This is a genomic window from Leptothrix sp. (in: b-proteobacteria) (genome assembly GCF_965250675.1).
Classification (GTDB): domain Bacteria; phylum Pseudomonadota; class Gammaproteobacteria; order Burkholderiales; family Burkholderiaceae_C; genus Sphaerotilus.
This window is the reverse complement of the sequence record NZ_CBDFPH010000002.1, coordinates 193504-219851: the sequence shown is the minus strand read 5'-3', so window position 1 is coordinate 219851 and position 26348 is coordinate 193504. Positions and strand designations below refer to the sequence as shown.

At 67.3% G+C, this 26348-nt stretch carries 22 protein-coding genes; 20 read left to right on the top strand and 2 right to left on the bottom strand.

What is annotated here, in order from left to right; genetic code table 11:
• The first annotated feature begins 176 nt into the window (after positions 1 to 176).
• The 4 genes from AC5IG3_RS05140 (at position 177) to zapE (ending at position 7091) form a co-directional block, all read left to right on the top strand.
• A complete protein-coding gene (locus AC5IG3_RS05140; RefSeq protein ID WP_491905230.1) occupies positions 177 to 3035 on the top strand; it encodes a 2-oxoglutarate dehydrogenase E1 component in 2859 nt (952 codons plus the stop codon).
• 114 nt (positions 3036 to 3149) lie between these two features.
• Positions 3150 to 4415, top strand: a complete 1266-nt coding sequence (odhB, locus tag AC5IG3_RS05135) for a 2-oxoglutarate dehydrogenase complex dihydrolipoyllysine-residue succinyltransferase (RefSeq protein ID WP_491905229.1) — start codon at positions 3150 to 3152, stop codon at positions 4413 to 4415.
• Between the two features lie 67 nt (positions 4416 to 4482).
• Positions 4483 to 5910, top strand: a complete 1428-nt coding sequence (lpdA, locus tag AC5IG3_RS05130) for a dihydrolipoyl dehydrogenase (protein ID WP_491905228.1) — start codon at positions 4483 to 4485, stop codon at positions 5908 to 5910.
• Positions 5911 to 5990: 80 nt separating this feature from the next.
• Positions 5991 to 7091 carry a cell division protein ZapE gene (zapE, locus tag AC5IG3_RS05125; RefSeq protein WP_491905227.1) on the top strand — a complete coding sequence of 367 codons (1101 nt, stop codon included), beginning with the start codon at positions 5991 to 5993 and terminating at the stop codon, positions 7089 to 7091.
• 19 nt (positions 7092 to 7110) lie between these two features.
• Here zapE and AC5IG3_RS05120 read toward each other — a convergent pair whose 3' ends face one another.
• Entirely contained in the window at positions 7111 to 7878 is a 768-nt protein-coding gene (locus tag AC5IG3_RS05120; protein WP_491905226.1) for a PP2C family protein-serine/threonine phosphatase, read from the bottom strand.
• Between the two features lie 54 nt (positions 7879 to 7932).
• On the opposite strand from AC5IG3_RS05120, the gene AC5IG3_RS05115 reads away from it, so the two are divergent.
• Both AC5IG3_RS05115 and yoaA read left to right on the top strand, forming a co-directional pair.
• Complete coding sequence (locus AC5IG3_RS05115; protein WP_491905225.1) at positions 7933 to 8136, top strand: YdcH family protein; 204 nt, start codon at positions 7933 to 7935, stop codon at positions 8134 to 8136.
• On the top strand, positions 8133 to 10124 hold the full coding sequence (yoaA, locus tag AC5IG3_RS05110; protein WP_491905224.1) for a DNA repair helicase YoaA: 1992 nt from the start codon (positions 8133 to 8135) through the stop codon (positions 10122 to 10124). Before AC5IG3_RS05115 ends, yoaA begins: the two co-directional genes overlap by 4 nt.
• A gap of 32 nt (positions 10125 to 10156) precedes the next feature.
• Here the strand turns inward: yoaA and AC5IG3_RS05105 are convergent, their stop codons facing one another.
• Positions 10157 to 11023 carry an outer membrane protein assembly factor BamD gene (locus AC5IG3_RS05105; RefSeq protein ID WP_491905223.1) on the bottom strand — a complete coding sequence of 289 codons (867 nt, stop codon included), beginning with the start codon at positions 11021 to 11023 and terminating at the stop codon, positions 10157 to 10159.
• 66 nt (positions 11024 to 11089) lie between these two features.
• Here AC5IG3_RS05105 and AC5IG3_RS05100 point away from each other — a divergent pair, with 66 nt between their 5' ends.
• From AC5IG3_RS05100 to hflX, 14 genes are all read left to right on the top strand, one after another.
• Positions 11090 to 12193 carry an RluA family pseudouridine synthase gene (locus AC5IG3_RS05100; RefSeq protein WP_491905222.1) on the top strand — a complete coding sequence of 368 codons (1104 nt, stop codon included), beginning with the start codon at positions 11090 to 11092 and terminating at the stop codon, positions 12191 to 12193.
• Between the two features lie 298 nt (positions 12194 to 12491).
• The gene (gene scpB, locus AC5IG3_RS05095) at positions 12492 to 13094 is read left to right on the top strand and encodes an SMC-Scp complex subunit ScpB (protein WP_491905221.1); all 603 of its coding nucleotides are present in this window, start codon (positions 12492 to 12494) and stop codon (positions 13092 to 13094) included.
• Positions 13095 to 13104: 10 nt separating this feature from the next.
• Positions 13105 to 15198 (top strand): pseudouridine synthase, encoded by a 2094-nt coding sequence (locus AC5IG3_RS05090; protein WP_491905220.1) that lies wholly within the window; start codon positions 13105 to 13107, stop codon positions 15196 to 15198.
• Positions 15199 to 15349: 151 nt separating this feature from the next.
• Positions 15350 to 15775, top strand: coding sequence for a nucleoside-diphosphate kinase (gene ndk / locus AC5IG3_RS05085; protein ID WP_491905219.1), 426 nt, complete (start codon positions 15350 to 15352; stop codon positions 15773 to 15775).
• A gap of 73 nt (positions 15776 to 15848) precedes the next feature.
• Positions 15849 to 17000, top strand: a complete 1152-nt coding sequence (rlmN, locus tag AC5IG3_RS05080; protein ID WP_491905218.1) for a dual-specificity RNA methyltransferase RlmN — start codon at positions 15849 to 15851, stop codon at positions 16998 to 17000.
• 11 nt (positions 17001 to 17011) lie between these two features.
• Positions 17012 to 17896 (top strand): type IV pilus biogenesis/stability protein PilW, encoded by an 885-nt coding sequence (gene pilW / locus AC5IG3_RS05075; RefSeq protein WP_491905217.1) that lies wholly within the window; start codon positions 17012 to 17014, stop codon positions 17894 to 17896.
• The gene (locus AC5IG3_RS05070; protein WP_491905216.1) at positions 17889 to 18812 is read left to right on the top strand and encodes a helix-turn-helix domain-containing protein; all 924 of its coding nucleotides are present in this window, start codon (positions 17889 to 17891) and stop codon (positions 18810 to 18812) included. Before pilW ends, AC5IG3_RS05070 begins: the two co-directional genes overlap by 8 nt.
• Positions 18813 to 18820: 8 nt before the next feature.
• Positions 18821 to 20110 (top strand): flavodoxin-dependent (E)-4-hydroxy-3-methylbut-2-enyl-diphosphate synthase, encoded by a 1290-nt coding sequence (gene ispG / locus AC5IG3_RS05065; protein WP_491905215.1) that lies wholly within the window; start codon positions 18821 to 18823, stop codon positions 20108 to 20110.
• Positions 20111 to 20185: 75 nt separating this feature from the next.
• Positions 20186 to 21487: a histidine--tRNA ligase gene (gene hisS, locus AC5IG3_RS05060; RefSeq protein ID WP_491905214.1), complete on the top strand. Its 1302-nt coding sequence runs from the start codon at positions 20186 to 20188 to the stop codon at positions 21485 to 21487.
• A gap of 36 nt (positions 21488 to 21523) precedes the next feature.
• The gene (locus tag AC5IG3_RS05055; RefSeq protein WP_491905213.1) at positions 21524 to 22210 is read left to right on the top strand and encodes a YfgM family protein; all 687 of its coding nucleotides are present in this window, start codon (positions 21524 to 21526) and stop codon (positions 22208 to 22210) included.
• The gene (gene bamB, locus AC5IG3_RS05050; RefSeq protein WP_491905212.1) at positions 22207 to 23325 is read left to right on the top strand and encodes an outer membrane protein assembly factor BamB; all 1119 of its coding nucleotides are present in this window, start codon (positions 22207 to 22209) and stop codon (positions 23323 to 23325) included. Before AC5IG3_RS05055 ends, bamB begins: the two co-directional genes overlap by 4 nt.
• Before the next feature lie 61 nt (positions 23326 to 23386).
• Positions 23387 to 24721 carry a ribosome biogenesis GTPase Der gene (der, locus tag AC5IG3_RS05045; protein WP_491905211.1) on the top strand — a complete coding sequence of 445 codons (1335 nt, stop codon included), beginning with the start codon at positions 23387 to 23389 and terminating at the stop codon, positions 24719 to 24721.
• 74 nt (positions 24722 to 24795) lie between these two features.
• On the top strand, positions 24796 to 25038 hold the full coding sequence (gene hfq, locus AC5IG3_RS05040; protein WP_491905210.1) for an RNA chaperone Hfq: 243 nt from the start codon (positions 24796 to 24798) through the stop codon (positions 25036 to 25038).
• 76 nt (positions 25039 to 25114) lie between these two features.
• On the top strand, positions 25115 to 26341 hold the full coding sequence (gene hflX / locus AC5IG3_RS05035) for a GTPase HflX (protein ID WP_491905209.1): 1227 nt from the start codon (positions 25115 to 25117) through the stop codon (positions 26339 to 26341).
• The last annotated feature ends 7 nt before the right edge of the window (positions 26342 to 26348 follow it).

Below are 26348 nucleotides of genomic sequence, written 5' to 3'. Positions count from 1 at the left end.
TCAGCCGGCGTCAGGGCAGGGTGGTACATTGCGGCGCCTGATAGTTCAGTCCCTTCCCGTCCCCTTTCCTGGCAACAGTCAAGGCGGGTCGCTAGTCCGCCAACCGGTATAGCCGTGTCGCGGAAGGTTTTTCAACCCACTCAGCCCCGGATACCGGATGCAAAGGTGAGCGAAATATGATGCAGCAGTACAGATCCAATTCCTATCTCTTCGGGGGCAACGCGCCCTATGTCGAAGAGATGTACGAGGCCTACCTCGATAACCCGGGCTCGGTCCCCGACAACTGGCGCGCCTACTTCGACGCGCTGCAGCATGTCCCGGCGACCGACGGCACCGACAGCCGCGACGTGGCCCATGCGCCCGTCGTCGAGTCCTTCGCGCAGCGTGCCAAGGCCAACGCCTTCGCCCTCAAGGCCAGCGAAGCCGACCTGGCCGTTGCCCGTAAGCAGGTGCACGTGCAGTCGCTGATCGCGGCCTACCGCTTCCTGGGTTCGCGCTGGGCCGACCTCGATCCGCTCAAGCGCACCGAGCGCCCCAAGATTCCCGAACTCGAGCCGGCGTTCTACGACCTGAGCGAGTCCGACATGGACATCACGTTCAGCGCCGCGAACACGTATTTCAGCAAGGCCGAGAACCTCAGCCTGCGCGACATCCTGCAGGCGCTGCGTGAAACCTACTGCGGCACCATCGGCGCCGAGTACATGCACATCACGGACCCGACCGAGAAGCGCTGGTGGCAGGAGCGCCTGGAGTCGCGCCGCAGCAAGCCCAACTTCACGGTCGAAGAGAAGAAGCACATCCTTGAGCGCCTGACCGCCTCGGAAGGTCTGGAGCGTTTCCTCCATACCAAGTACGTCGGCCAGAAACGCTTCTCGCTCGAAGGCGGCGAGAGCTTCATCGCCTCGATGGACGAGCTGGTCCAGCGCGCTGGCCAGACCGGCGTGCAGGAAATCGTCATCGGCATGGCCCACCGCGGCCGCCTGAACGTGCTGGTCAACACCCTGGGCAAGATGCCCAAGGACCTGTTCGCCGAGTTCGACCACACCGCCCCTGAAGACCTGCCCTCCGGTGACGTCAAGTACCACCAGGGCTTCTCCAGCGACATCTCGACGCGTGGCGGCCCGGTGCACCTGAGCCTGGCGTTCAACCCGTCGCATCTGGAAATCGTCAACCCGGTGGTCGAAGGCTCCGTCAAGGCCCGCATGGACCGCCGTGGCGACAAGACCGGCGCGCAAGTGCTGCCGGTGCTGGTGCACGGCGACGCGGCCTTTGCCGGCCAGGGCGTCGTGATGGAAACGCTGGCGCTGGCGCAGACGCGCGGCTACTTCACCGGCGGCACGGTGCATCTGGTGATCAACAACCAGATCGGCTTCACCACCTCCGATCCGCGCGACAGCCGCTCGACGCTGTACTGCACCGACATCGTCAAGATGATCGAAGCCCCCGTGCTGCACGTGAATGGCGACGATCCGGAAGCGGTCGTGCTGGCCACGCAGCTGGCCATGGACTACCGCCAGGAGTTCAAGAAGGACGTCGTCGTTGACATCGTCTGCTTCCGCAAGCTGGGCCACAACGAGCAGGACACGCCGTCGCTCACCCAGCCGCTGATGTACAAGAAGATCGCGTCGCACCCTGGCACGCGTCGCCTGTACGGCGACAAGCTGGTGGCGCAGAACGTGCTGCCGGCCGATGGTCCGGACCAGATGGTCAAGGACTTCCGCGCCGCCATGGACGCCGGCAAGCACACGGTCGACCCGGTGCTGACCAACTTCAAGAGCAAGTACGCCGTCGACTGGGCACCGTACCTGGGCAAGAAGTGGACGGACGCTGCTGACACCGCGCTGCCGCTGACCGAAATCAAGCGCCTGTCGGAGAAGATCACCTCGGTGCCGGCCAACTTCAAGGTCCACCCGCTGGTCGAGAAGGTCCTGGCGGACCGCGCTGCGATGGGCCGCGGCGACATCAACGTCGACTGGGGCATGGGCGAGACCCTGGCCTACGCGTCGCTGGTGGCTTCGGGCTACGCCGTGCGCCTGTCGGGCGAGGACTGCGGTCGCGGCACCTTCGTGCACCGCCATGCCGTGCTGCACGACCAGAACCGTGAGAAGTGGGACGTCGGCACCTATGTGCCGCTCGAAAACATCGCCGAGAACCAGGCGCCGTTCGTCGTCATCGACTCGATCCTGTCGGAAGAAGCCGTGCTCGGCTTCGAATACGGCTACGCCGCCGCCGAGCCGAACACGCTGACCATCTGGGAAGGCCAGTTCGGCGACTTCGTCAACGGTGCGCAGGTCGTGATCGACCAGTTCATCGCTTCGGGCGAAGTGAAGTGGGGCCGCTCCAACGGTCTGACGCTGATGTTGCCGCACGGCTACGAAGGCCAGGGCCCGGAGCACAGCTCGGCGCGCCTGGAGCGCTTCATGCAGCTGGCAGCGGACACCAACATGCAGATCGTGCAGCCGACCACGGCCAGCCAGATCTTCCACCTGCTGCGCCGCCAGATGGTGCGCCCGTTCCGCAAGCCGCTGGTCATCATGACGCCGAAGTCGCTGCTGCGGAACAAGGACGCGACCTCGCCGCTGACCGAGTTCAGCAAGGGCGAGTTCCGCACCGTGATCGGTGAGCGCGATGCCAACATCGATGCGGCCAAGGTCAAGCGCGTGATCGCCTGCTCGGGCAAGGTCTATTACGACCTGATCAAGAAGCGTGAAGAGAAGAAGAGCACCGACACGGCCATCATCCGCGTCGAGCAGCTCTACCCCTTCCCGCACAAGGCGTTCGCCAACGAGCTGAAGAAGTACCCCAACCTGGCGGATCTGGTGTGGTGCCAGGACGAGCCGCAGAACCAGGGTTCCTGGTTCTTCGTGCAGCACTACATCCACGAGAACATGCAAGAAGGCCAGAAGCTGGGCTACGCGGGTCGCCCCGCCTCCGCCTCGCCGGCCGTGGGTTACGCCCACCTGCACCAGGAGCAGCAGAAGGCGCTGCTGGACCAGGCGTTCGGCAAGCTCAAGGGCTTCGTGCTCACCAAGTGATGTTCCGCGGTGGTGGAGGCGGGCGCCGCGCGCTGTCTCCACCGTCCGTTCACGGCCGCATCAGACGGTCTGCTGACGCGCTGCGCTCTACCTAAAGCGAACAAGAGAATCAAGATGGCTATCGTTGAAGTCAAAGTCCCCCAGTTGTCCGAGTCCGTGGCCGAAGCCACCATGCTGCAGTGGAAGAAGAAGCCCGGCGACGCCGTGGCAATCGATGAAATCCTGATCGAGATCGAGACCGACAAGGTCGTGCTCGAAGTGCCGGCGCCCGCCGCCGGCGTGCTGACCGCGCTGATCGTCGGCGACGGCGGCACCGTGGTCAGCGACCAGCTGATCGCCCAGATCGACACCGAAGCCAAGGCCGGCGCTGCCGCGCCTGCCGCTGCAGCCCCCGCGCCTGCCGCTGCCGCCGTGGCCGCCGCACCGGTGGCCGGCAACAAGGGCGATGTGGCCATGCCCGCCGCCGCCAAGCTGCTGGCCGACAACAACCTGTCGGTCAGCGCTGTCGCTGGCACCGGCAAGGATGGCCGCGTCACCAAGGGTGATGTGCTGGCGGCCGTGGCCGCCACACCTGCTGCGGTTGCTACCGTGGTCGCTGCCCCGATCAAGGTCGCTGCCGCTCCGGCGGTGGCCAAGGCGCTGCCCGCCGTGGCCGCCCCGGCTGCGCAGAACCTGGGCGACCGCCCGGAACAGCGCGTGCCGATGTCGCGCCTGCGCGCCCGCGTCGCCGAGCGTCTGCTGCAGTCGCAAGCCACCAACGCCATCCTGACCACGTTCAACGAAGTGAACATGGCGCCGGTGATGGAAATGCGCAAGAAGTTCCAGGACAAGTTCGAGAAAGAGCACGGCGTCAAGCTCGGCTTCATGAGCTTCTTCGTCAAGGCGGCGGTGGCAGCCCTGAAGAAGTACCCGGTCCTGAACGCGTCGGTCGACGGCAGCGACATCGTCTACCACGGCTATTTCGACATCGGTATCGCTGTCGGCTCGCCCCGTGGCCTGGTGGTGCCGGTGATCCGCAATGCCGACCAGATGAGCTTTGCCGACATCGAGAAGAAGATTGCTGAATTCGGCCAGAAGGCCAAGGAAGGCAAGATCTCGATGGACGACCTGACCGGCGGCACGTTCTCGATCTCCAACGGCGGCACCTTCGGCTCGATGCTGTCGACCCCGATCATCAACCCGCCGCAATCGGCCATCCTGGGCGTGCACGCGACCAAGGACCGCGCCGTGGTCGAAAACGGCCAGGTGGTGGTGCGCCCGATCAACTATCTGGCCATGTCCTACGACCACCGCATCATCGACGGCCGCGAAGCCGTGCTGGGTCTGGTGACGATGAAGGAAGCGCTGGAAGATCCGTCGCGCCTGCTGTTCGACATCTGATCGCGTCAGATCGTGTTTTTCAAGCGCCCCTTCGGGGGCGTTTTGCCAAGACCCTCAGGAATACACCATGTCCAAGCAATTTGATGTCGTCGTGATCGGCGGCGGCCCCGGCGGCTACATCGCGGCGATCCGCGCAGCGCAACTCGGTTTCAACGTCGCCTGCATCGACGAGTGGAAGAACGCCGCTGGCGGCCCCGCGCCGGGCGGCACCTGCACCAACGTCGGCTGCATCCCGTCGAAGGCGCTGCTGCAGTCGTCCGAGCACTATGAGCAGGCCGCCCACCACTTCGGCGACCACGGCATCACGCTGAGCGACCTGAAGATGGACGTGTCCAAGATGGTCGGCCGCAAGGACACCGTCGTGAAGCAGAACAACGACGGCATCCTCTACCTGTTCAAGAAGAACAAGGTCAGCTTCTTCCACGGTCGCGGCTCGTTCGCCAAGGCGGTGGACGGTGGCTACGAGATCAACGTCGCCGGCGCCACGCCCGAAGTGCTGACGGCCAAGCAGGTGGTGATCGCCACCGGCTCCAACGCCCGTGCGCTGCCCGGTGCGGCCTTCGACGAGGTCAAGGTGCTGTCCAACGACGGCGCGCTGCGCATTGGCGCCGTACCGGCCAAGCTGGGCGTGATCGGCTCGGGCGTGATCGGCCTGGAAATGGGCTCGGTCTGGCGCCGTCTGGGTGCGGAAGTCACCATCCTGGAAGCCATGCCCGGTTTCCTGGGCGCTGCCGACGAAGGCGTGGCCAAGGAAGCGCTCAAGGCCTTCAAGAAGCAGGGCCTGAAGTTCGAGTTCAGCGCCAAGATCTCCAATGTGGATACCTCGGGCGACGGCGTGGTCGTGACGTACGCCAACGCCAAGGGCGAAGAGCAGACGCTGGCGGTGGACAAGCTGATCGTGTCGATCGGCCGCGTCGCCAACACCATCGGCCTGAACCCTGAGGCCGTGGGCCTGCAACTCGACGAGCGCGGCGCCATCGTCGTCGACGGTGAATGCAAGACCAACCTGCCTGGCGTGTGGGCGGTCGGTGACGTGGTGCGTGGCCCGATGCTGGCGCACAAGGCCGAGGAAGAGGGCGTGGCGGTGGCCGAGCGCATGGCGGGCCAGCACGGTCACGTCAACTTCAACACCATCCCCTGGGTGATCTACACCAGCCCCGAAATCTCGTGGGTCGGCCGCACCGAGCAGCAGCTCAAGGCCGATGGCGTGGCCTACAAGGCGGGCCAGTTCCCGTTCGCGGCCAACGGCCGGGCGCGGGCGCTGGGTGACACCACCGGCTTCGTCAAGTTCCTGGCCGATGCCACGACCGACGAGATCCTGGGCGTGCACATCGTGGGGCCCTTTGCCAGCGAGCTGATCGCTGAAGCGGTGGTGGCGATGGAGTTCAAGGCATCGGCCGAGGACATCGCCCGCATCTGCCACGCACACCCGTCGCTGTCCGAGGCGACCAAGGAAGCCGCGCTGGCGGTCGACAAGCGCACGCTGAACTTCTGATCCTCGCCGGGTCGAAGTCAGACGGGGCGGCGCGAGTCGCCCCTTTTTCGTTCCGAACCTGAACCTGATTACTGCCCATCATGCCCACCGTCACCGAGCTTTATCACCAGACCCTGGCCGAGCGCGGCTACCAGGCCGATCCGGCTCAGCTGCGCGCGGTCGTGGCGCTGCAGCGCTGCCAGGACGAATGGGCGGCCTACAAGGCGCGGCGCGGCAATGCGCTGACCAAGGCGCTGGTGCGTCCGCCGATTCCGGTGGGCGTCTACATGTACGGCGGGGTGGGGCGGGGCAAGAGCTTCCTGATGGATGCGTTCTTCCAGGCCGTGCCGCTGCAGCGCAAGACGCGCCTGCACTTCCACGAGTTCATGCGCGAGGTGCACCGCGAGCTGCAGGACCTGAAAGGCATCCAGAACCCGCTGGAGGAGCTGGGCAAGCGCATCGCGCGGCGTTTCCGGCTGATCTGCTTCGATGAGTTCCACGTCGCCGACGTGACGGACGCGATGATCCTGCACCGGCTGCTGGATGCGCTGTTCCGCAACCGCGTCAGCATCATCACGACCTCGAACTTCCATCCCGACGGGCTGTACCCGAACGGGCTGCACCGCGACCGCATCCTGCCGGCGATTGAGCTGCTCAAGGCCAAGATGGAGATCATCAACGTCGACAACGGCACCGACTACCGGCGCCGTACGCTGGAACATGTCCAGCTGTATCACACGCCGCTGGGGCCGCAGGCCGATGAGGCGATGACGGCGGCCTTCGATGAGCTGGCCGAGGTGCGCGACGAGGAGCCGGCGCTGCACATCGAGCACCGCGAGCTGCGCGCCCGCCGCCGCGCCGGCGGCGTGGTGTGGTTCGACTTCAAGACGCTGTGCGGCGGCCCGCGCTCGCAGAACGATTACCTGGAAATCTCCACCCAGTTCCACACCGTGCTGCTGTCGGGCGTGCCGCTGATGCCGCCCAAGCTGGCGTCGGAGGCGCGGCGCTTCACCTGGCTGGTCGACGTGCTGTACGACCGGCGCGTCAAGCTGATCCTGTCGGCCGCTGTGCCGCCCGAGCAGCTCTACACCGAAGGGCCGATGTCGCACGAGTTCCCGCGCACGATCTCGCGCCTGCACGAGATGCAGTCGGCCGAATTCCTGGCGCTGGAGCACCGCGACGTCGATACCTCGCTGACCTGAGCGTGTCAGCGAGCTGCGCTCAACTCAGCGGCTCGACCTTCACCAGCGCCAGCGACAGGTTGTCGCCGCCGCCGCGCGCGCGCTGGCGCGCCTTGCTGATGAGCATCTTGCTGGCGTCGCGCGTACGCAGAGCGTTGGTGATGGTGCCCAGCTCGCGCGGCGTGTAGTAGTGCCACAGGCCGTCGCTGCACAGCAGCACCGAGTCGCCGATCTCCAGCCGGTCGGTGCGGCCCTGAGTCAGCGGCGGGTCTTCCTCGGCGCCCAGGCAGCCGATCAGCAGGTTGGAGTGCGGGTGATCGTTGGCCTGTTCCTCGGTTAGCTCACCCTGGTCGACCATGCGCTGCACCAGCGAGTGGTCGTAGGTGCGGGTGAGCATGCGCGCACCCCGGAAGACGTAGACGCGCGAGTCGCCGGCGTGGATCACGTGGCATTCGCGGTTGGGCAGGATCAGCGCGGCGGCGATGGTGCTGTGCGGCTCCTGCTCGGAGGTGATGGCCGTCAGCTTGATCATCAGGTGCGACTCCATCAGCAGCTTGCGCAGCAGTTCAGGGCCGTCGTCCTTCGAGGGCGCGAAGCGCTCGAACAGCTGCTTGGCGATCAGCAGCACCTGGTCAGCGGCCTTGCGCCCGCCGCTTTTGCCGCCCATGCCGTCGGCCAGCACGGCCAGCAGGCAGCCCGGGACGCGCGGATGGGGGAAGACCTCGACTTGATCTTGCTGATAGAGCCGGTCGCCGCGGTCGATGCCGGTGGCTGCCGAAAGTCGGTAGCCCTGGGTGCTTGTTGTCATGGGCGAAAACTATAATCGGTGCTGCTGGTGTTGAGAGGCCTAGACGGCAACAGAATGGACGACAACCTGCACTCCCCCCAGCGACGTTTGATCGAATTGCGCATTGAGCACGGAGATCTCGACGACATCATCGACCGCCTTGCGCATTCGCAACCCGTCGATGAGCTGCAACTGCGACGCCTCAAGAAGCGCCGGCTCGCCTTGCGCGACCAGATTGCCCGCCTGGATTCCACCCTGACCCCGCCCGAGCCCGCATGAGCGCATCCAGCGCGCTCGGCAACGTCAGTGCGTTGCGGCTCGAAGTCGCGGCTGCTTTTGCGCCCGATGGCCTGCTTGCACAAGCCGGCCAGCAGTTCCAGCCGCGCGCCGTGCAGACCGGCATGGCGGACGCCGTCGCCCAGGCCCTGGAGCAGCGCAGCGTGCTGGTCGCCGAAGCCGGCACCGGCGTCGGCAAGACCTACGCCTATCTGGTGCCGCTGCTGCTGTCGGGCCGGCTGGCGCTGGTCAGCACTGCGACCAAGAGCCTGCAGGATCAGCTGTTTCTGCGCGATCTGCCGCGCCTGTGCCGCACGCTGGGCCTGCCGGTGCAGGTGGCGCTGCTGAAGGGGCGCGGCTCCTACCTGTGCCAGCACCGGCTTGATCAGGCGCGCCAGGTGGCCGAGCTGCCGGACCGCTATGCCGTGCGGCTGCTGGCCCGCGTCGAGGAATGGGCGCTGACCACGCGCAGCGGCGATCTGGCCGAACTCGACGTGCTGGATGAGCGCTCGTCGCTGCTGCCCTGGATCACCTCCAGCCGCGACAACTGCCTGGGCAGCGAGTGCCCCAAGTTCCGCACCTGCCACGTCCTGCAGGCCCGGCGCGAGGCGCTGCAGGCCGATGTGGTGGTGGTCAACCACCACCTGTTCTTTGCCGATGTGGCCTTGCGCGACACCGGCATGGCCGAGTTGCTGCCGACGGTGGACGCGGTGATCTTCGACGAGGCGCACCAGCTCAACGAGGCCGGCGTGAGCTTTCTGGGTCGGCATCTGGGCAGCGGCCAGCTGCTGGATTTCAGCCGCGACCTGCTCGCCGCCGGCCTGGCCCACGCGCGCGGCCTGCAGTCCTGGCAGGAACTGGCCGGCGCCTGCGAGATGGCCGCGCGCCAGCTGCGGCTGGCCTGCGCGGCGGCCTTGCGGGGGGCGGTGAGGCTGCGTTGGGAAGAACGTGCTGATCAGCCCGAGTTTGTTCACGCGCTGGAGCAGGCCCGCAAGGCCTGCGTGGCCTGCAGCGATGCCTTGCGCGCGGTGGAGGGCGCCGCGCCTGACTTCGCCAAGCTGCAGGAGCGCATCCAGACCCTGGCTGCCGGCCTGACCGCCTTTGCCGGCCCGACCGAGCCGGGCCATGTGCGCTGGATCGACGTCAGCCTGACGCAGGCGCGGCTGGCCGAGTCACCGCTGGACGTGCGCGAGAGCTTGCGCGAGCAGATCGAATCGGGCAGCCGTGCGTGGATCTTCACCTCGGCCACGCTGGGCGACGACGAGCGCCTGAGCTGGTTCACGCGCAGCGCGGGCATCGAGGACGCGCACACGCTGCGCGCCGGCAGCCCGTTCGACTACGCCCGCAACGCGCGGCTGTACGTGCCGTCGCGCTTCCCGCGCCCCAACGACGTGGGTCATCCGGGTGCGGTCAGCCAGCTGGCGGCGCGCTGTGCGCGCACGCTGGGCGGGCGCACCTTTGTGCTCACGACCACGCTGCGGGCGCTGCAGGCCATCGGCGCCGACCTGCGCGAGCGCATCGGCCAGGGCGCGGCGGCCATCGAGGTACTGGTGCAGGGCGAAGGGCCCAAGCGCGCGCTGCTGGCACGCTTTCTGGCCAGCCCGCGCGCGGTGCTGGTGGGGTCACACAGCTTTTGGGAGGGTATCGACGTGCCCGGCGCGGCGCTGCAGTGCGTGCTGATCGACAAGCTGCCGTTCCCACCGCCGAGTGATCCACTGGCCGAGGCACGCTGCCGCAGCATCGAGGCCGAGGGTGGCCAGCCCTTCAACGACTACTTCATCCCCGAGGCGGCGGTGGCGCTCAAGCAGGGCGCGGGCCGATTGATCCGCAGCGAAACCGATCGCGGCCTGCTGGTGATTGCCGACACCCGGCTGCTGACCATGAACTACGGCCGCCGCCTGCTGGCCGCGCTGCCGCCAATGCCGTTGCTGGGCGATGAAGTCCAGGTGCAGGACTGGCTGGCCGAACTGGCACAGCCATCACCCGCCTGAGCGTTCACCAGAAGCCGTTCACCAAGGGCTGTTCACCAGAAACGCCACCAGGGCTTGTCACTGCCGGTCAGCAGGCCCTTGCGGGTCTTGCTCTCGTCCACGCCGAGCCAGGTGCTTTGCGGAAAGTTGGTCTTCAGCACGCGCAGCGCGTCATCGCGCAGTGGCGTGAGGCCCAGGCGGTCGTAGCTGCTGGCCATCAGGTAGAGCGCTTCCTCGGACGCCGGGGCGCCGCGGAAATCCTGCAGCGCGTTCTGGGCGCGGTTGGCCGCGGCGACGTAGGCGCCACGTTCGAAGTAGTAGCGCGCCACATGCACCTCGTAAGCGGCCAGTGCGTTGATGATGTAGTTCATGCGCACCTGGGCGTCGGGCGCGTACTTCGATTCCGGGAAGCGGTCGACCAGTTGCTTGAAGCTCTGGTAGGCGTCGCGCGAGGCCTGCTGGTCGCGCTCGGACAGGTCGGTGCGCATGAGGCTGCCGAACAGGCCGAGGTCGTCGTTGAAGTTGATCACGCCCTGCAGGTAGTAGGCGTAGTCTGCGGCGGGGCTGGTCGGGTGCAGTTTCAGGAAGCGTTCGATGATCGCCAGCGCCCGTGCTTTCTCCTGCTGCTTGTAGAGCAGATAGGCCTGTTCCAATTGCGCCTGCTGGCCCAGCAGGGTGCCTGCAGCCAGTCCTTCAAGGCGTTCGTAGATCTTCACGGCGCGGTCAGGCGTGCCGCTGGCGGCCTCTTCGCGGGCCTCTTCATACAATTTGGCCACGTTCTGGTTTTCGGGCAGCGCCTTGGGGTCGCTGGCGCAGCCCCCGAGCACGCCGGTCAACAGGACGGCCACCACGCAGGCAGCCACACCGGAAATCACACCCGGCCGAATGGCCGGCTGAACAGTCGCAACGAGCTTGAACATGGTTGGAAGCTTGGAATGCCCGCGCCCTGTGGCGCCGGCAGAGATCAACATCGAGACATCAATTATATGAACCGACCCCTGGTCAGCCCTTCACAAGACGCCGCGCACGGCCACACCGAAGACGACGGCGACGATGTCTGGCCCGCCGAAGCGCCTGCGGGCGACAGTGCGCCGCTGCTGGCTGCCGAAGAAATCGAGTCCCGCCACGCCACGGTCGACGTGGCCGGCCACGGCCTGCGGCTCGACAAATGGCTGGTGCAGATGGCGCCGGAGTTCTCGCGCAGCCACCTGCAGGGCCTTATCGACGCCGGCCACGTGCGCTGTGGCGAGCAGACGCTGCGCCTGCCCGCCAAGAAGCTGTCGGCCGGCCAGCGCATCACGGTCGACCTGATGCCCACAGCCCAGAGCACGGCCTTCCGCGCCGAGGCGATGGCCATCGACATCGTCTTCGAGGACGAGCACCTGATGGTCATCAACAAGCCCGCCGGGCTGGTGGTGCACCCCGCGGCGGGCCACTGGAGCGGCACGCTGCTCAACGGCCTGCTGGCGCATCACGCCGGGGCCATGCAGCTGCCGCGCGCGGGCATCGTGCACCGGCTCGACAAGGACACCTCCGGCCTGATGGTGGTGGCCAAGACGCTGCAGGCGCAGACCGCGCTGGTGCGCGCCATCGCCGCGCGTGAGGTGCGGCGCGAGTACGTCGCGCTGGTGCGCGGCGAGGTGCCGCCGACGCTGGAGTCGATCGACGCCCCGATCGGCCGCGATCCGTCCGTGCGCGTGCGCATGGCGGTGGTCAGCAGCGGCAAGCCTTCGCGCACCGACGTGCAGCGGCTGGCGGTGTGGCGTGCGGCGCCGGGCGTGGCCTCGGGGCAGGCGATCGCCTCGGCCATCACGGCAGTGCTGTGCCGGCTGCACAGCGGCCGCACGCACCAGATCCGCGTCCACCTCTCCAGCCGTGGCCATCCCTTGGTGGGCGATGTGCTGTACGGCGGCCAGCCCCAGCTGGGTGTACAGCGGCAGGCGCTGCATGCGGTGCGGCTGGCGCTGCAGCATCCGCTGGACGGCCACTGGCTGGAGTGGCGCGCGCCCTTGCCGGCCGATCTGGTCGACGCCTGGGTGCAGGTCACGGGCCGCGAAAAGATAGAGCTCGCGCCGACTGGCTACAATTGAGAAAAATACAGCTTGTTGCGACAGCGCTGTATTCGCAGTGCAGCAAGTGGATGTTGTAAATCAGTCCACTCGCCAAGGCTGGAAAATGCCGGCCTGCAGCAGAAATGCAAAACCCAAAATACAAACACAAGCGTAAACGCAGCAATGCAAGGAAAAAGCTGACCGGCTTTTTCCTTTGATGGTCAGAGATTCGTTGAAACGAAACATCGGCCGCTGCAGCACCTCGTCAGGCCTGACCGGCCTGCAACCCTAAAGACTGGTTTGCCGGGATGGCGACCGAGGCGGTTGACTGAAAGACATGAACACACGGGATGCAAAGCGCGTCCTTGAGACAGCGCTCATCTGCAGGCAGGAGCCGATGCCGCTGCGCGAGATGCGCGCCTTGTTTGAAGGCACGCTGAGCGCAGACGCCTTGCACTTGCTGCTCGAAGAGCTGGCGCTCGACTGGCAGGGCCGCGGCGTCGAACTGGTGTCGCTGGCCAGCGGCTGGCGCTTCCAGAGCCGCCCCGAGATGCGCGCCTACCTGGAGCGCCTGTCCCCCGAGAAACCGCCGCGCTATACCCGCGCCACGATGGAGACGCTGGCCATCATCGCCTACCGTCAGCCCGTCACGCGCGGCGACATCGAAAGCATCCGCGGCGTGACCGTCGGCAGCCAGATGATCCGGCAGCTCGAAGAGCGCGGCTGGATCGACGTCATCGGCCACCGCGAAGCCCCTGGCCGGCCAGCGCTCTACGCCACCACGCGCCAGTTTCTTGATGACCTGGGGCTGAAGTCGCTGGCGCAGCTGCCCCCCATCGACACCGTGACTGCGGCCCTGCCGGCGATCACGGAACCCGTTTCTGATCCCTCCTCCGCGGCCGAGGCGGCCGCCCTGATTTCGAACTCTTTCCAGGCCTGAGGCCGCAAGCATGAACAACAGCCAAGACAACCCGGGCGACGACCCGACCATCGACCCGGCCGCCGCCGCTCCTGAAACCAAGCGCCGCCGCACCCGCAAGGCCGAGCCGGACGCCGTGGCGCCCGCCGCGCCGGAAGCCGATGTGCCGGTCGCCGCTGCGCCCAAAAAGCGCCGCGCACCGGCCAAGGCCGTGGAAGCGGAGGCCGTGCAGGCCGATGCCGCGCCGGCTGAGACCGAAGTTGCAGCGGCTGAAGAGCCGGCTCCGGTTGCCCGCAAGCCGCGTGCGCGCAAGCCCGTGGCGGTTGTCGAGGCGGTGGAGGCTGCGCCTGTGGCGTCGGCTGAAGTCGAATCGGCTGCTGCACCGACCGCCGCCGAGTCCGTGACGGCCGAGCCCGTGGCCTCTGAACCCGCTGCAGATGCTGCTGTCAGCGCTGAGCGTCCCGAAGGCCAGGAGCGTGGCGAGCGCAAGCGCCGTGACCGCAAGCGCCGGGGAGATCGTGCCCCGTCGGATGACGCGGGTGCCGCATCCAGCGCCATGCCGCCTGCCGGCGTGTTCACGCTCGGGGATGCAGACGATGCCGATGAGGCCACTCAACCCCCGCGTGAAACGCCCAACGCCACCGTGCTGTTCGCCGACGTGATCTCCGGACACTACGACGAAGACGTCACTGTCGAGACGCTCACCGCCGACGCGGATGAGACCGCCGAGCCTGGCAAGCGCGTGCTGCGCCCCGAGCCCGAGGCGCCCAAGCTGCACAAGGTGCTGGCGCAGTCCGGCATCGGCTCGCGCCGTGACATGGAACAGCTCATCGAGGACGGCCAGGTCACCGTCAACGGCGAGGTTGCCCATATCGGCATGCGCATCGCCCAGGGCGACCAGATCCGCATCGCCGGCCGGCCCATCAAGGTGCGCATTGCGCCGCCGCCGCCGCGCGTGCTGGCCTATCACAAGCAGGTTGGCGAAGTGGTCACGCACCATGACCCGGAAGGCCGCCCCACCGTGTTCCGTCGCCTGCCGCGCCTGAACAACGGCAAGTGGCTGTCGGTTGGCCGGTTGGACATCAACACCGAAGGCCTGCTGCTGTTCACCAACTCGGGTGACCTGGCCAACCAGCTGATGCACCCGCGCTTCGGCGTCGAGCGCGAGTACGCCGTGCGCGTGCTGGGTGCGCTGGACATGAATGCGCGTGCGCGCCTGCTCGAAGGCGTGACGATCGAGGGCCAGAAGGCCGCGTTCAAGTCGATCGAGGACGGCGGTGGCGAAGGTGCCAACCACTGGTACCGCGTCGTCATCACCGAAGGCCGCAACCGCGAGGTGCGCAAGCTGTTCGATGCCGTGGGTCTGGCCGTCAGCCGTCTGATCCGCATCCGTTACGGCACCGTGGTGCTGCCGCGCGGCTTGAAGCGCGGCGTCTGCGTCGAGCTGGACGAGGGCGATGTCGGCACGATCCTGCGCCTGGCCAATCCGCGTGCGGCCGAGCCGCGCCAGAACGACCGTCCGAGCAATCGCCAGAACGCCCGCCAGGAAGAGCCTCGTCAGGCTGAAGGCCAGGAGGGTGGCTTCCAGGGTGGCCGTGATGGGGGGCGCGAAGGTGGCCGTGGCCCGCGTGGCCGTGGCGCACCGCAAGGCGCGCCGATGGGGCAAGGCCAGGGCGCGCAGCAAGGCGCACCGGGCCGTGGCAACCCACAGCAGCCGCGTGGCGCCAAGGGCGGCCGTCCGATGGGCGCACCGCAACAGGACCGTGGGCCGCGCCAGGGTCGCAATGACGGTCCGCGTCCTGAAGGCCGTTTCGACAACCGCAATGAGTCGCGTGTCGACGGCAATCGCGAAAGCCGCGCACCGCGTGAGGACGATGGCGATCCGTTGCACATCCCCAACCCGCTGGAGCAGACCTTTGACCGGCGCTTTGCCACCGGTTCCAAGCGCATCAGCGCCGGTTTCGGCCGACCGACCGAACTGCCTTCCGACGGCGACCGCAAGAAGGGCGCGCCGCGCGAACCCGATCCGCTGCAGACCTCGGTGGGCTACATCGGCGCCGACGCCTACTTCACCCGCCCGGGTGGCGGCAACAAGGGCCGGGGCGGCGGTGGCCGCCGTCGTTGAGGCGTCGCCAGCACCGTTGATGACACGTTGTCATCGCCACGGCATGTGGCGGTGGCTAAAATCGTGGGCTTTGCCCGAAATGCCACCCGCAATGGTGGCGTTTCATATTCCGAATTTCCCTGATTTTTCAACTGAATCCTAGGAGCACTCCATGGCCATCGAACGCACCCTCTCCATCATCAAGCCCGACGCCGTTGCCAAGAACGTCATCGGCCAGATCTACTCGCGTTTTGAAGGCGCGGGCCTGAAGATCGCCGCCGCCAAGCTGGTGCAGCTGTCGCGTGCCGACGCTGAGGCCTTCTACGGCGTGCACAAGGCACGTCCCTTCTTCAACGACCTGGTGAACTTCATGATCTCCGGCCCGGTGATGATCCAGGCGCTGGAAGGCGAGAACGCCATCCTGAAGAACCGCGAACTGATGGGCGCGACCGACCCGAAGAAGGCTGACGCCGGCACCATCCGCGCCGACTTCGCCGACAGCATCGACGCCAACGCCGTGCACGGCTCCGACGCTGCGGAAACCGCTGCCGTCGAAATCGCGTTCTTCTTCCCCGGCATGAACGTCTACAGCCGCTGAAATACTTCTTCCTTCTCGCTGCGGGTGTGGCGCCTGCGGGCGCTAAAGTCCGCGCTACACACCCGGGCCTGAAATGAACACGGTCAACCTGCTCGATTTCGACCTCGATGCGCTGGCCGCATATTGCGAACAGCTCGGCGAGAAGCGCTTCCGCGCCGTCCAGCTGTTTCGCTGGATCCACCAGCGCGGCGCGCGGGACTTCGACCAGATGAGCGATCTGGCCAAGTCGCTGCGAGCCAAGCTCGCCGGCCTGGCCGAAGTGAAGCTGCTGCCGGTGATCTCCGAGCAGCGCTCCACCGACGGCACCATCAAATGGCTGTTCGACGTCGGCGCAGGCGACGCGGTCGAAGCCGTCTACATCCCCGAAAACGATCGCGGCACGCTGTGCGTGTCGTCGCAGGCGGGCTGTGCGGTCGGCTGCCGTTTCTGCTCGACCGGGCATCAGGGCTTTTCCCGCAACCTGAGCACCGGCGAAATCCTGGCGCAACTCTGGTTTGCCGAACACACGCTGCGGCGCGAGCAGGCCGCACGTGGCGTCCAGCCGCAGGCCGGCGCCGGCCATGAGCGCGTCATCACCAACGTCGTGATGATGGGCATGGGCGAGCCGCTGCAGAACTACAGCGCGCTGGTTCCCGCGCTGCGCGTGATGCTCGACGACCACGCCTACGGCCTGTCGCGTCGCCGCGTCACGGTGTCGACCTCGGGCGTGGTGCCGATGATGGACCGCCTGCGCACCGATCTGCCGGTGGCGCTGGCCGTCTCGCTGCACGCACCCGACGATGCGCTGCGCAATGAACTCGTGCCCCTGAATCGCAAGTACCCGCTGGCCGAGCTGCTGGCGACGTGCCAGCGATACCTCGACACCGCGCCACGCGACTTCATCACCTTCGAATACTGCATGCTCGACGGTGTCAACGACACCGAAGCCCACGCCCACGCCCTGCTGGCGCTGGTCAGCCCGCGCGGCCCGGTCGGCCACGTGCCGTGCAAGATCAACCTGATTCCGTTCAACCCCTTCCCGCAATCGGGCCTCAAGCGCTCGGCCAACGAGCGCGTGCAGGCCTTCGCGCAGATCCTGCTGGCCGGAGGGCTGGTGACCACCGTGCGCAAGACGCGCGGCGACGACATCGATGCCGCCTGTGGCCAGCTCGCCGGCGAGGTGCAGGACCGCACCCGCGTCGAGCAGCGCATGACCCGCATGCCGATCCCGCTGGTGCGCTCATGAGCCTGGCGTGGATGTCATCGACGCGCGGCCTGCTGCTGGCCCTGAGCCTGCTCATCGGCGTGGCGGGTTGCACCACGACCACCACCACGCGCGTGGTCAGCGGCTCCGACAACGAACAGGCTGTGTCCAGCCCGACGCCGGCGCCTGTTGCGGCGCCCAACAGCATCAACACCGTCAACGGCAGCCGCGCCGACCTGGTCACCGCGTCCGATGAAACCGACACGGCCAAGCGCGCGCGCATCCGGCTGGAGCTGGCCTCGGCCTACTTCGGCCAGGGCCAGACCGGCACTGCGCTCGACGAGGTCAAGCGCGCGCTGGTGGCCGACCCCAACAGCGCGCAGGCCTACAACCTGCGCGGGCTGATCTACGCCAGCCTGTCCGAGCACGCGCTGGCCGAGGACAGCTTCCGCCGCGCGCTGGCCCTCAAGGCCGACGACGCCGACACCCTGCACAACTACGGCTGGTACCTGTGCCGCCAGCAGCGCTACGACGAGGCCCGCCAGCAGTTCGAGGCCGCTGCCCGCGTGCCGCAGTACCGCGAGCAGAGCAAGACCCTGCTGGCACAAGGCGTGTGCGAGGCGCGCGCCGGCAATCTGGCCGCTGCCGAGCGCCTGCTGCAGCGCAGCTTCGAGATCGACACCGGCAACCCCACCACGACCATCAATCTGGCCGAGGTGCTGCTGCGCCGGGGCGACCTGGAACGCGCTCGCTTCTACGTGCAGCGCGTCAACCAGGTCACCGAACTGACGAGCGCCGAGACGCTCTGGCTGGCGGCGCGCATCGAGCGCCGTCGCGGCAACCCGCAAGGGGCTGACGATCTGGGTCAGCAGTTGCGCAGCCGCTTCCCGTCCTCTCGCGAGGCGGCCGCTTTCGACCAAGGAAAGTTTGATGAGTGATTCCAAGTCCTCACCCGCTGTGGCCTCTGCTGCGTCGGCAACGGCTGCTGCAGACACCAGCCCGGCGCAAAAGCTCACGGCAGGCGCCATGCTGAGCGCGGCCCGTCAGCAGCAAGGCCTGGCGCTGGAGCAGCTCGCATCGCTGCTGAAGGTGCCGGTGCGCAAGCTCGAAGCGCTGGAAGCCGATCGCATCCATGAACTGCCCGGCCTGGCATTCGTGCGCGGCCTGGCGACCGCTGTGGCGCGCCAGCTCGGCCTGGACGTGCCCACCGTGCTGGAGGCCTTGCCGCAGCTGGAGCAGGCACCGCAGGCGCTGGAGAACGTCACGCGCGGGCTGGCCACGCCGTACCGCGAGCCGATGGGCCGCATCATGTCCGCCAACTGGCCGGAATGGCTGCGGCCTTCGGTGGTGGTGCCGGCCGTCCTGCTGCTGCTGGCGCTGGTGATGTGGCTGGCGCCGAGCCTGCGCGGTGTGCTGGGCGGTGGGGGCGATGTGGCGCCGCTGGCCTCCAAGGCCGCCAGCGTGGCGGGCGAGCTGCTCAAGCCGGTCACGCCGCTGGGATCGAGCACGCCGGCAGTGGTCGACGCTGATGGCGTGTCTGCCGGCAGCGCCAGCGCGGTGATCGAGACCGTGCATTCCTCTCCGGCCGATGAAGCCCCCGCCGCCAGCGGCGCCGCTGCCGGGCCGGTGGTGCTGCGCATCAACGCCGAATCGTGGATCGAGGCCCGCGACGCCACCGGCGCCGTGCTGCTGTCGCGCATGCTGCTGCCGGGCGAGGTGCTCGGTTTGGAAGGCACGCTGCCGATCAAGCTCAAGATCGGCAACGCCGACGGCACCCGCGTGAGCCTGCGTGGCGCATCGATCGATCTGACCCCCTACACGCGCGACAACGTGGCGCGCGTCGAACTCAAGTGAGCTTCAAGATGGCTGATTCTTTCTCCGCTCCGGATTGCACTCCCATTGCCGTGGGCCAGACCGGCGCACGCCGCAGCCTGCAGGCGCGCGTGTCCTGGGGCGACCATGTGGTCACCATCGGCGGCGATGCGCCGGTGCGCATTCAATCGATGACCAACACCGACACGGTCGACGTCATCGGCACGGCGATCCAGGTCAAGGAGCTGGCGATTGCCGGCTCCGAGCTGGTGCGCATCACCGTCAACACGCCCGAGGCGGCGATGGCTGTGCCTCACATCCGTGAGCAGCTCGACCGCATGGGCATCCACGTGCCGCTGGTGGGCGACTTCCACTACAACGGCCACCGCCTGTTGACCGAGTTCCCCGAGATGGCGCAAACGCTGTCCAAATACCGCATCAACCCCGGCAACGTCGGCAAGGGCGACAAGAAGGACCGTCAGTTCGCGATGATGGTCGAGGCGGCCGTCAAGTACGACAAGGCCATCCGCATCGGCGTCAACTGGGGCAGCCTGGATCAGGACCTGCTCGCGCGCCTGATGGACGAAAACCACGCCCGTGCCCAGCCCTGGGACGCGCGCCAGGTGATGTACGAGGCACTGATCCAGTCGGCGCTTGACTCGGCGGCGTATGCGGTCGAACTCGGCATGAAGCCGGCGCAGATCATCCCGAGCTGCAAGGTCAGCGGCGTGCAGGACCTGATCGCCGTCTACCAGGCGCTGCGCCAGCGCTGCGACTACCCGCTGCACCTGGGCCTGACCGAGGCCGGCATGGGCACCAAGGGCACGGTGGCGTCTGCGGCGGCGCTGGCCGTGCTGCTGCAACAGGGCATCGGCGACACCATTCGCGTCAGCCTGACGCCGCAGCCCGGCGAGGCGCGCACGCAGGAGGTGGTGGTGGCCGCCGAGATCCTGCAGTCCCTGGGCCTGCGCGCCTTCGTGCCCAGCGTCACCGCCTGCCCGGGGTGCGGGCGCACCACCAGCACGACCTTCCAGGAACTCGCCAAGCAGATCGACGACTTCCTGCGCGCGCAGATGCCGGTCTGGCGTGCCAAGTATCCGGGCGTCGAGGCGATGAAGGTGGCCGTGATGGGCTGCATCGTCAACGGCCCGGGCGAGAGCAAGCATGCCGACATCGGCATCAGCCTGCCGGGCACGGGTGAAGCACCGGCCGCGCCGGTCTTCATCGATGGCGAGAAGGCGCTGACGCTGCGTGGCGAGGGCATCGCCACCGAGTTCCAGGCGCTGGTCGAGCAGTACATCGAGCGCCGCTACGGTGCCGATTCGACCACCACCGCCTGACACGCACGTCTTCAAAGGCCCGGCCCACCTGGTGCGGTGGCCGGCCTTGTCATTTTGGGAAACAGGAAAAGTCTCATGGCTGAATCGCTGAAGGCCGTCAAAGGCATGAACGACCTGCTGCCGGGTGAATCGGCACGCTGGGAAGGGTTCGAGGACAAGGTTCGCGCGCTGATGCGCCGCTACGGCTACCAGAACATCCGCACGCCCATCGTCGAGCCGACGCCGCTGTTCGTGCGCGGCCTGGGCGAGGTGACCGACATCGTCGAGAAGGAGATGTACTCCTTCGAGGACAAGATGAACGGCGACCTGCTGACGCTGCGCCCCGAAGGCACTGCCGGCGTGGTGCGTGCGGTGGCCGAGCACAACCTGCTGTACGAGGGCGGCAAGCGCCTGTTCTACATCGGCCCGATGTTCCGCCACGAGCGGCCGCAGCGCGGGCGCTATCGCCAGTTCCATCAGGTCGGTGTAGAGGCGCTCGGTTTTGCCGGGCCGGACGTGGATGCCGAAGTCATCCTGATGGCGCGCAGCCTCTGGCGCGACCTGGGCCTGACCGACGTGCGCCTGGAGCTCAACAGCCTCGGCCAGGCCGAGGAGCGCGCTGCACACCGCGCCGCGCTGATCGCCTATTTCGAGGCTCATGCCGACCAGCTCGACGCCGAGGCCAACCGCCGCCTCTACGCCAACCCGCTGCGCATCCTCGACACCAAGAACCCGGCCATGCAGGCGCTGGTGGAAGCGGCTCCGAAGTTGATGGACTTTCTGGGCGAGGCCTCGTTGGCGCACTTGGATGCGGTCAAGGCGCAGCTGGACGCCGTGGGCCAGCCCTACCGCATCAACCCGCGCCTGGTGCGCGGCATGGACTACTACAACCTGACGGTGTTCGAGTGGGTCACCGACCGCCTCGGCTCGCAGGGCACGGTCTGCGGCGGTGGGCGCTATGACGGCCTGATCGAGCAGATCGGCGGCAAGCCGGCCCCGGCAGTGGGCTGGGGTCTGGGCATCGAGCGCGTGATCGAGCTGCTCAAGGAATCCGGCGTGGCCGCACCCAGCGTCGCGCCGCACGCCTACGCCGTGGTGCCGGATGCCGAATCGCTGCCCGTGGCAGTGGCCTGCATCGAGGCGCTGCGCGCCGCTGGCGTAGCCGTGCAACTGCACGCCGGCGGCAAGGATGGCCGCGGCAGCATGAAGGCGCAGTTCAAGAAAGCCGACGCCAGCGGCGCGGCTTACGCACTGGTGTTTGGCGGCAACGAACTCGCCGCGGGCCAGGTGGCGGTCAAGCCGCTGCGCGCGGGTGGCGGCGAGCAGGCGCTGCGCCCGCTCGCCGATGCCGCTGCCTGGGCGCCCAGCTTGCTGGCGACTCCCGCCGTCCCCGCATAATCGCGCGCTCTGCGCATCACCCGAATCGAATCAGTCATGGCCACGCATCTCGACCTCGAAGAACAAGAACAGCTCGACCAGATCAAGCACTTCTGGAAACGCTACGGCAACGCCATCACCTGGGTGCTGGTGCTGGCCCTCGGCGGCTACGCCGCCTGGAACGGCTGGAACTGGTGGCAGCGCGACCAGGCCGGCAAGGCCGGCGGCATGTATGACGAGCTGGAGCGCGTGGCCGCTGCCGGCGACGCCGATCGCACGGGCAAGATCTTTGCCGACCTGCAATCGCGCTATCCGTCGACGACCTACGCCGAGCAGGGCGGCCTGCTGGCTGCACGCACGCAGTTCGAAAAAGGTCAGATCGATGCCGCCAAAGGTACGCTGACCTGGGTGGCCGAGAACGCCAAGGAAGACGAATACAAGGCACTGGCCCGCCTGCGCCTGGCCGGCGTGCTGCTCGAAGCCAAGCAGCCCGACGAGGCGCTCAAGCAAGTCAGCGGCACCTTCCCCAAGGCGTTCGAGGCGCTGGCCGCCGATCGCCGTGGCGACATCCTGCTCTCGCAGGGCAAGAAGGACGAGGCCAAGACCGCTTACCAGGCGGCCTGGGCCGGGCTGGAGGCCGGGCTGGACTATCGCCGTCTGGTCGAAGCCAAGCTGACCGCGCTGGGCGCTGCGCCTGAAGTGGCGGCGGTGGCTGGAGCCGCCTCGGCGGGAGCTGCGAAATGAAGATCAACGCGCTGTGGCGGCTGGGTGCCGTCTGCGGCCTGCTGAGCCTGGCGGCCTGTTCGTCGCTGGACCAGCCCAAGCCGGCGCCGCTGGAGGCCGTGACGCCGCGTCTGGCGCTCAAGCAGGCCTGGTCGGCCAAGCTGGGCACGCCGCTGGCAGGCCTGTCGGTGGCGGTGCTGCCGGACCGCTTCGTGCTGGCCAACCGGGACGGCCAGGTCGTGACGCTAGACGCCGACAGCGGTGCCGAGCGCAGCCGCGTCGCCGTGGGCAGCAAGCTCAGCGCCGGCGTGGGCAGCGACGGCCGCTTCAGCGCCGTGGTGACCGAAGCCAACGAACTGGTCGTGATCGACGGCACCAAGGAGCGCTGGCGTGCACGCCTGCCGGCCCGGGTGGTGACGGCGCCGCTGGTGGCGGGCGAGCGGGTCTTCATCCAGGCGGTGGATCGCACTGTGCAGGCGTACGACGCGCTCGACGGCCGCAAGCTCTGGAGCCTGAGTCGCAGCGGCGAAGCGCTCGCGCTGGCGCAGCCCGGCGTGCTTCTGGCGGTCAAGGACATGCTGGTGGTCGGGCTGGGCTCGCGCCTGGTCGCCATCGACCCGCTGCTGGGCAATGTACGCAACGAAATGGCGCTGGCCAATCCGCGCGGCACGAATGAAGTCGAGCGGCTGGCCGATCTGGTCGGCCCGGCCGCGCGTCTGGGCGACAGTGTCTGCGCCCGCGCCTTTCAGGCGGCGGTGACGTGCGCCGATGTCGAGCGCAACCGCACCGCCTGGAGCCGCAATCTGGGCGGCTACCAGGGCGTGGCAGGCGATGCCGATCAGGTCTACGCCGCCGACGCGAGCGACCGCATCACCGCCTGGCGCCGCAACAGCGGCGACGTGGCCTGGACCTCCGAGCGCCTGCGCAACCGCACCCTGAGCACGCCGGTGGCGCTGCCGGCGGCGGTGGTGTTTGGCGACTTCGAGGGCTGGCTGCATTTCCTGTCACGCGAACGCGGCGACACCCTGCTGCGCCTGCCCACCGACGGCAGTGCCGTGGCGGCGCTGGTGCGCTCGGGCACCACGCTGCTGGCGGTCAGCCGCAATGGTGGCGTCTACGCCTACCGCCCGCAGTGACTTTCACCTTGCCGTTCGCGGCAGGTTCATAACAAGACAGACTTGAGATCGGATTCGACCCATGAAACCTGTAATTGCCCTGGTCGGCCGGCCCAACGTCGGCAAGTCCACCCTGTTCAACCGCCTGACGGGTCGCCGTGACGCGATCGTGGCCGACTATGCCGGCCTGACGCGCGACCGCCACTACGGTGACGGCAAGCTCGCCGGCCATGACTTCATCGTCATCGACACCGGCGGCTTCGAGCCGACCGCCGAGAGTGGCATCTACAAGGAGATGGCCAAGCAGACCCGCCAGGCGGTGGCCGAGGCCGACGCGGTGGTGTTCGTCGTCGACGTGCGCGCCGGCCTGTCGGCGCAGGACCATGACATCGCCAGCTATCTGCGCACCGCCAACAAGCGCGTGCTGCTGGCCGCGAACAAGGCCGAAGGCATGCAGGACGGCGTGCACCTGTCGGAGTTCTATGAGCTCGGCATGGGCGACCCGATCGCGATCTCGTCCGCGCACGGCCAGGGCATCCGCAGCCTGGTCGAGATGGCGCTGGAAGGCCTGTTCCCCGAAGAAGACGAAGAACTCGACGCCGACGCCGCCGACCGCCCGACCCGGCTCGCCATTGCCGGCCGGCCCAACGTGGGCAAGTCGACGCTGATCAATACCTGGCTGGGTGAAGAGCGGCTGGTGGCCTTCGACATGCCGGGCACCACGCGCGACGCCATCCACGTGCCCTTCGAGCGCGACGACAAGAAGTACGAGCTGATCGACACCGCCGGCCTGCGCCGCAAGGGCCGTGTGTTCGAGGCGATCGAGAAGTTCTCGGTGGTCAAGACCCTGCAGGCGATTGCCGACGCCAACGTGGTCGTGCTGTTGATCGACGCGCTCGAAGGCGTGTCCGATCAGGATGCGCACATCGCCGGCTACGCGCTTGATGCGGGCCGCGCCATCGTCGTGGCCATCAACAAGTGGGACGCGGTCGACAGTTACCAGCGCGAGCGCCTGCAGCGCTCGATCGAGCAGCGGCTGGCCTTCCTGCGCTTCGCCCAGGTCGTCAACATCTCGGCCAAGAAGCGCCAGGGCCTGGGGCCGCTGTGGAAAGCGATCGACGACGCCTGGTCGTCGGCCACGCGCAAGCTGCCCACGCCGCAGTTGACGCGCGTGCTGCAGGAGGCGGTCGCCTACCAGCAGCCCAAGCTCATGGGCGCCTACCGGCCCAAGCTGCGCTACGCCCACCAGGGCGGCCAGAACCCGCCGCTGATCGTGATCCATGGCAACGCGGTCGAACAGATCGACGAAACCTACAAGCGTTTCCTGGAGGCGCGCTTCCGCGAGCACTTCAAGCTGGTCGGCACGCCGATGCGCATTGAGTTGCGCGGCTCGCACAACCCATTCGTCGACAAGTAAACCTGCCCGGGCGCTCCTGCTGAGCGCCTGTGATAAGGTGCGTTTTCCTGAACTTTTCCAACACGGAGAATATCGTGAGCAACAAAGGGCAACTGCTACAAGACCCCTTCCTGAACCTTTTGCGCAAAGAGCATGTGCCGGTGTCGATTTACCTCGTCAACGGCATCAAGCTCCAAGGCCACATCGAATCTTTCGACCAATATGTGGTTCTGCTGCGCAACACCGTGACCCAGATGGTCTACAAGCACGCGATCTCCACCGTCGTGCCGGGCCGTCCGGTGAATTTCCACGCCGCCGAAACGCCGGACGCGGTCTGATCCCGCTTCCTGTGATCTGGCGAACAAATCCCTGCACAACTTGACTTCAACGGTGCTCAATCAACGGCCACGAGCCGTGTTGGTGGGGGTGGACTTCGGCGCCAGCTCATCCTTTGATGCTTCTCTGGACGAACTGGCGCTCCTGACCGAATCTGCTGGCGACGAGCCGGTCGTGCGTCTTGTCGCGCGTCGCAAGGCACCCGACCCGGCGCTGTTTGTCGGCTCCGGCAAGGCCGACGAGATCAAGGAATTGGTCACGCTGCATCAGGCGCATTGTGTGATCTTCGATCAGGCGCTGGGCCCCGCGCAGCAGCGCAACCTGGAACGCCATCTGGGCGTCGAGGTGCTGGACCGCGTTGGCCTGATCCTCGAAATTTTCGCGGCGCGCGCGCGCAGCCACGAGGGCAAGCTGCAGGTCGAGCTCGCCCGCCTCAAATACCTGTCGACCCGTCTGGTGCGTCGCTGGAGCCACCTGGAGCGCCAGCGCGGCGGCGTCGGCCTGCGCGGCGGCCCGGGCGAGACCCAGATCGAGCTCGACCGGCGCATGATCGATGTGCGCATCAAGGGCGTGAAAGAACGCCTTGAGAAGGTCAAGCGCCAGCGCGGCACGCAGCGCAAGTCGCGTGAACGCCAAGGCACCTTCCGCGTCTCGCTGGTGGGCTATACCAACGCGGGCAAGAGCACGCTCTTCAATGCGCTGGTCAAGGCGCAGGCCTATGCAGCCGACCAGCTTTTCGCCACGCTCGATACCACCACGCGCCAGATGTACCTGGAAGATGCTCAGCGCAGCGTGTCGCTTTCAGACACGGTGGGCTTCATCCGCGACCTGCCGCACACGCTGGTCGATGCCTTTCAGGCCACGCTGCAGGAAGCGATCGACGCCGACCTGCTGCTGCATGTGGTTGACGCAGCCAGCCCGACCTGGCTGGAACAGATCCGCGAAGTCCAACTCGTGCTGCGCGAGATCGGCGCGGATACCGTGCCGCAACTGCTGGTCTTCAACAAGTGTGATCTGCTGGAAGACAGCGCCCAGCCGCGCCTGACGCAAGACCACTACGAATTGGAACCCGGCCGTCTGGTGCCGCGCCTTTTCATCAGCGCAGCCAGCGGGCTGGGACTGGATGCCTTGCGCAGCTTCATCGCGCAGGCTTCGCTGCAGGCGCAAAGCGCTGCGCCCGCAGCCATCGATGAACGCTTCATGGATGATGATGTCGATGCACCTGAATCCTCTGCGTCGTCTGACGATGAAGATTCAGCGTCGGCAAACTTCTCAAAGATCTCACAGACGCCCGATGCGGCGTGAAATCCTC

What these genes read in the sequence shown, in the direction of transcription:
- AC5IG3_RS05140 (WP_491905230.1), top strand. Translation starts at nt 177, where the DNA reads ATGATGCAGCAGTACAGATCCAATTCCTATCTCTTCGGGGGCAACGCG.
- AC5IG3_RS05105 (WP_491905223.1), bottom strand. Translation starts at nt 11,023, where the DNA reads ATGTTCAAGCTCGTTGCGACTGTTCAGCCGGCCATTCGGCCGGGTGTG.
- AC5IG3_RS05055 (WP_491905213.1), top strand. Translation starts at nt 21,524, where the DNA reads ATGGCCACGCATCTCGACCTCGAAGAACAAGAACAGCTCGACCAGATC.
- der (WP_491905211.1), top strand. Translation starts at nt 23,387, where the DNA reads ATGAAACCTGTAATTGCCCTGGTCGGCCGGCCCAACGTCGGCAAGTCC.
- AC5IG3_RS05115 (WP_491905225.1), top strand. Translation starts at nt 7,933, where the DNA reads ATGGACGACAACCTGCACTCCCCCCAGCGACGTTTGATCGAATTGCGC.
- bamB (WP_491905212.1), top strand. Translation starts at nt 22,207, where the DNA reads ATGAAGATCAACGCGCTGTGGCGGCTGGGTGCCGTCTGCGGCCTGCTG.
- ispG (WP_491905215.1), top strand. Translation starts at nt 18,821, where the DNA reads ATGGCTGATTCTTTCTCCGCTCCGGATTGCACTCCCATTGCCGTGGGC.
- AC5IG3_RS05100 (WP_491905222.1), top strand. Translation starts at nt 11,090, where the DNA reads ATGAACCGACCCCTGGTCAGCCCTTCACAAGACGCCGCGCACGGCCAC.
- odhB (WP_491905229.1), top strand. Translation starts at nt 3,150, where the DNA reads ATGGCTATCGTTGAAGTCAAAGTCCCCCAGTTGTCCGAGTCCGTGGCC.
- AC5IG3_RS05070 (WP_491905216.1), top strand. Translation starts at nt 17,889, where the DNA reads ATGAGTGATTCCAAGTCCTCACCCGCTGTGGCCTCTGCTGCGTCGGCA.
- ndk (WP_491905219.1), top strand. Translation starts at nt 15,350, where the DNA reads ATGGCCATCGAACGCACCCTCTCCATCATCAAGCCCGACGCCGTTGCC.
- AC5IG3_RS05120 (WP_491905226.1), bottom strand. Translation starts at nt 7,878, where the DNA reads ATGACAACAAGCACCCAGGGCTACCGACTTTCGGCAGCCACCGGCATC.
- hisS (WP_491905214.1), top strand. Translation starts at nt 20,186, where the DNA reads ATGGCTGAATCGCTGAAGGCCGTCAAAGGCATGAACGACCTGCTGCCG.
- lpdA (WP_491905228.1), top strand. Translation starts at nt 4,483, where the DNA reads ATGTCCAAGCAATTTGATGTCGTCGTGATCGGCGGCGGCCCCGGCGGC.
- yoaA (WP_491905224.1), top strand. Translation starts at nt 8,133, where the DNA reads ATGAGCGCATCCAGCGCGCTCGGCAACGTCAGTGCGTTGCGGCTCGAA.
- rlmN (WP_491905218.1), top strand. Translation starts at nt 15,849, where the DNA reads ATGAACACGGTCAACCTGCTCGATTTCGACCTCGATGCGCTGGCCGCA.
- scpB (WP_491905221.1), top strand. Translation starts at nt 12,492, where the DNA reads ATGAACACACGGGATGCAAAGCGCGTCCTTGAGACAGCGCTCATCTGC.
- pilW (WP_491905217.1), top strand. Translation starts at nt 17,012, where the DNA reads ATGTCATCGACGCGCGGCCTGCTGCTGGCCCTGAGCCTGCTCATCGGC.
- AC5IG3_RS05090 (WP_491905220.1), top strand. Translation starts at nt 13,105, where the DNA reads ATGAACAACAGCCAAGACAACCCGGGCGACGACCCGACCATCGACCCG.
- zapE (WP_491905227.1), top strand. Translation starts at nt 5,991, where the DNA reads ATGCCCACCGTCACCGAGCTTTATCACCAGACCCTGGCCGAGCGCGGC.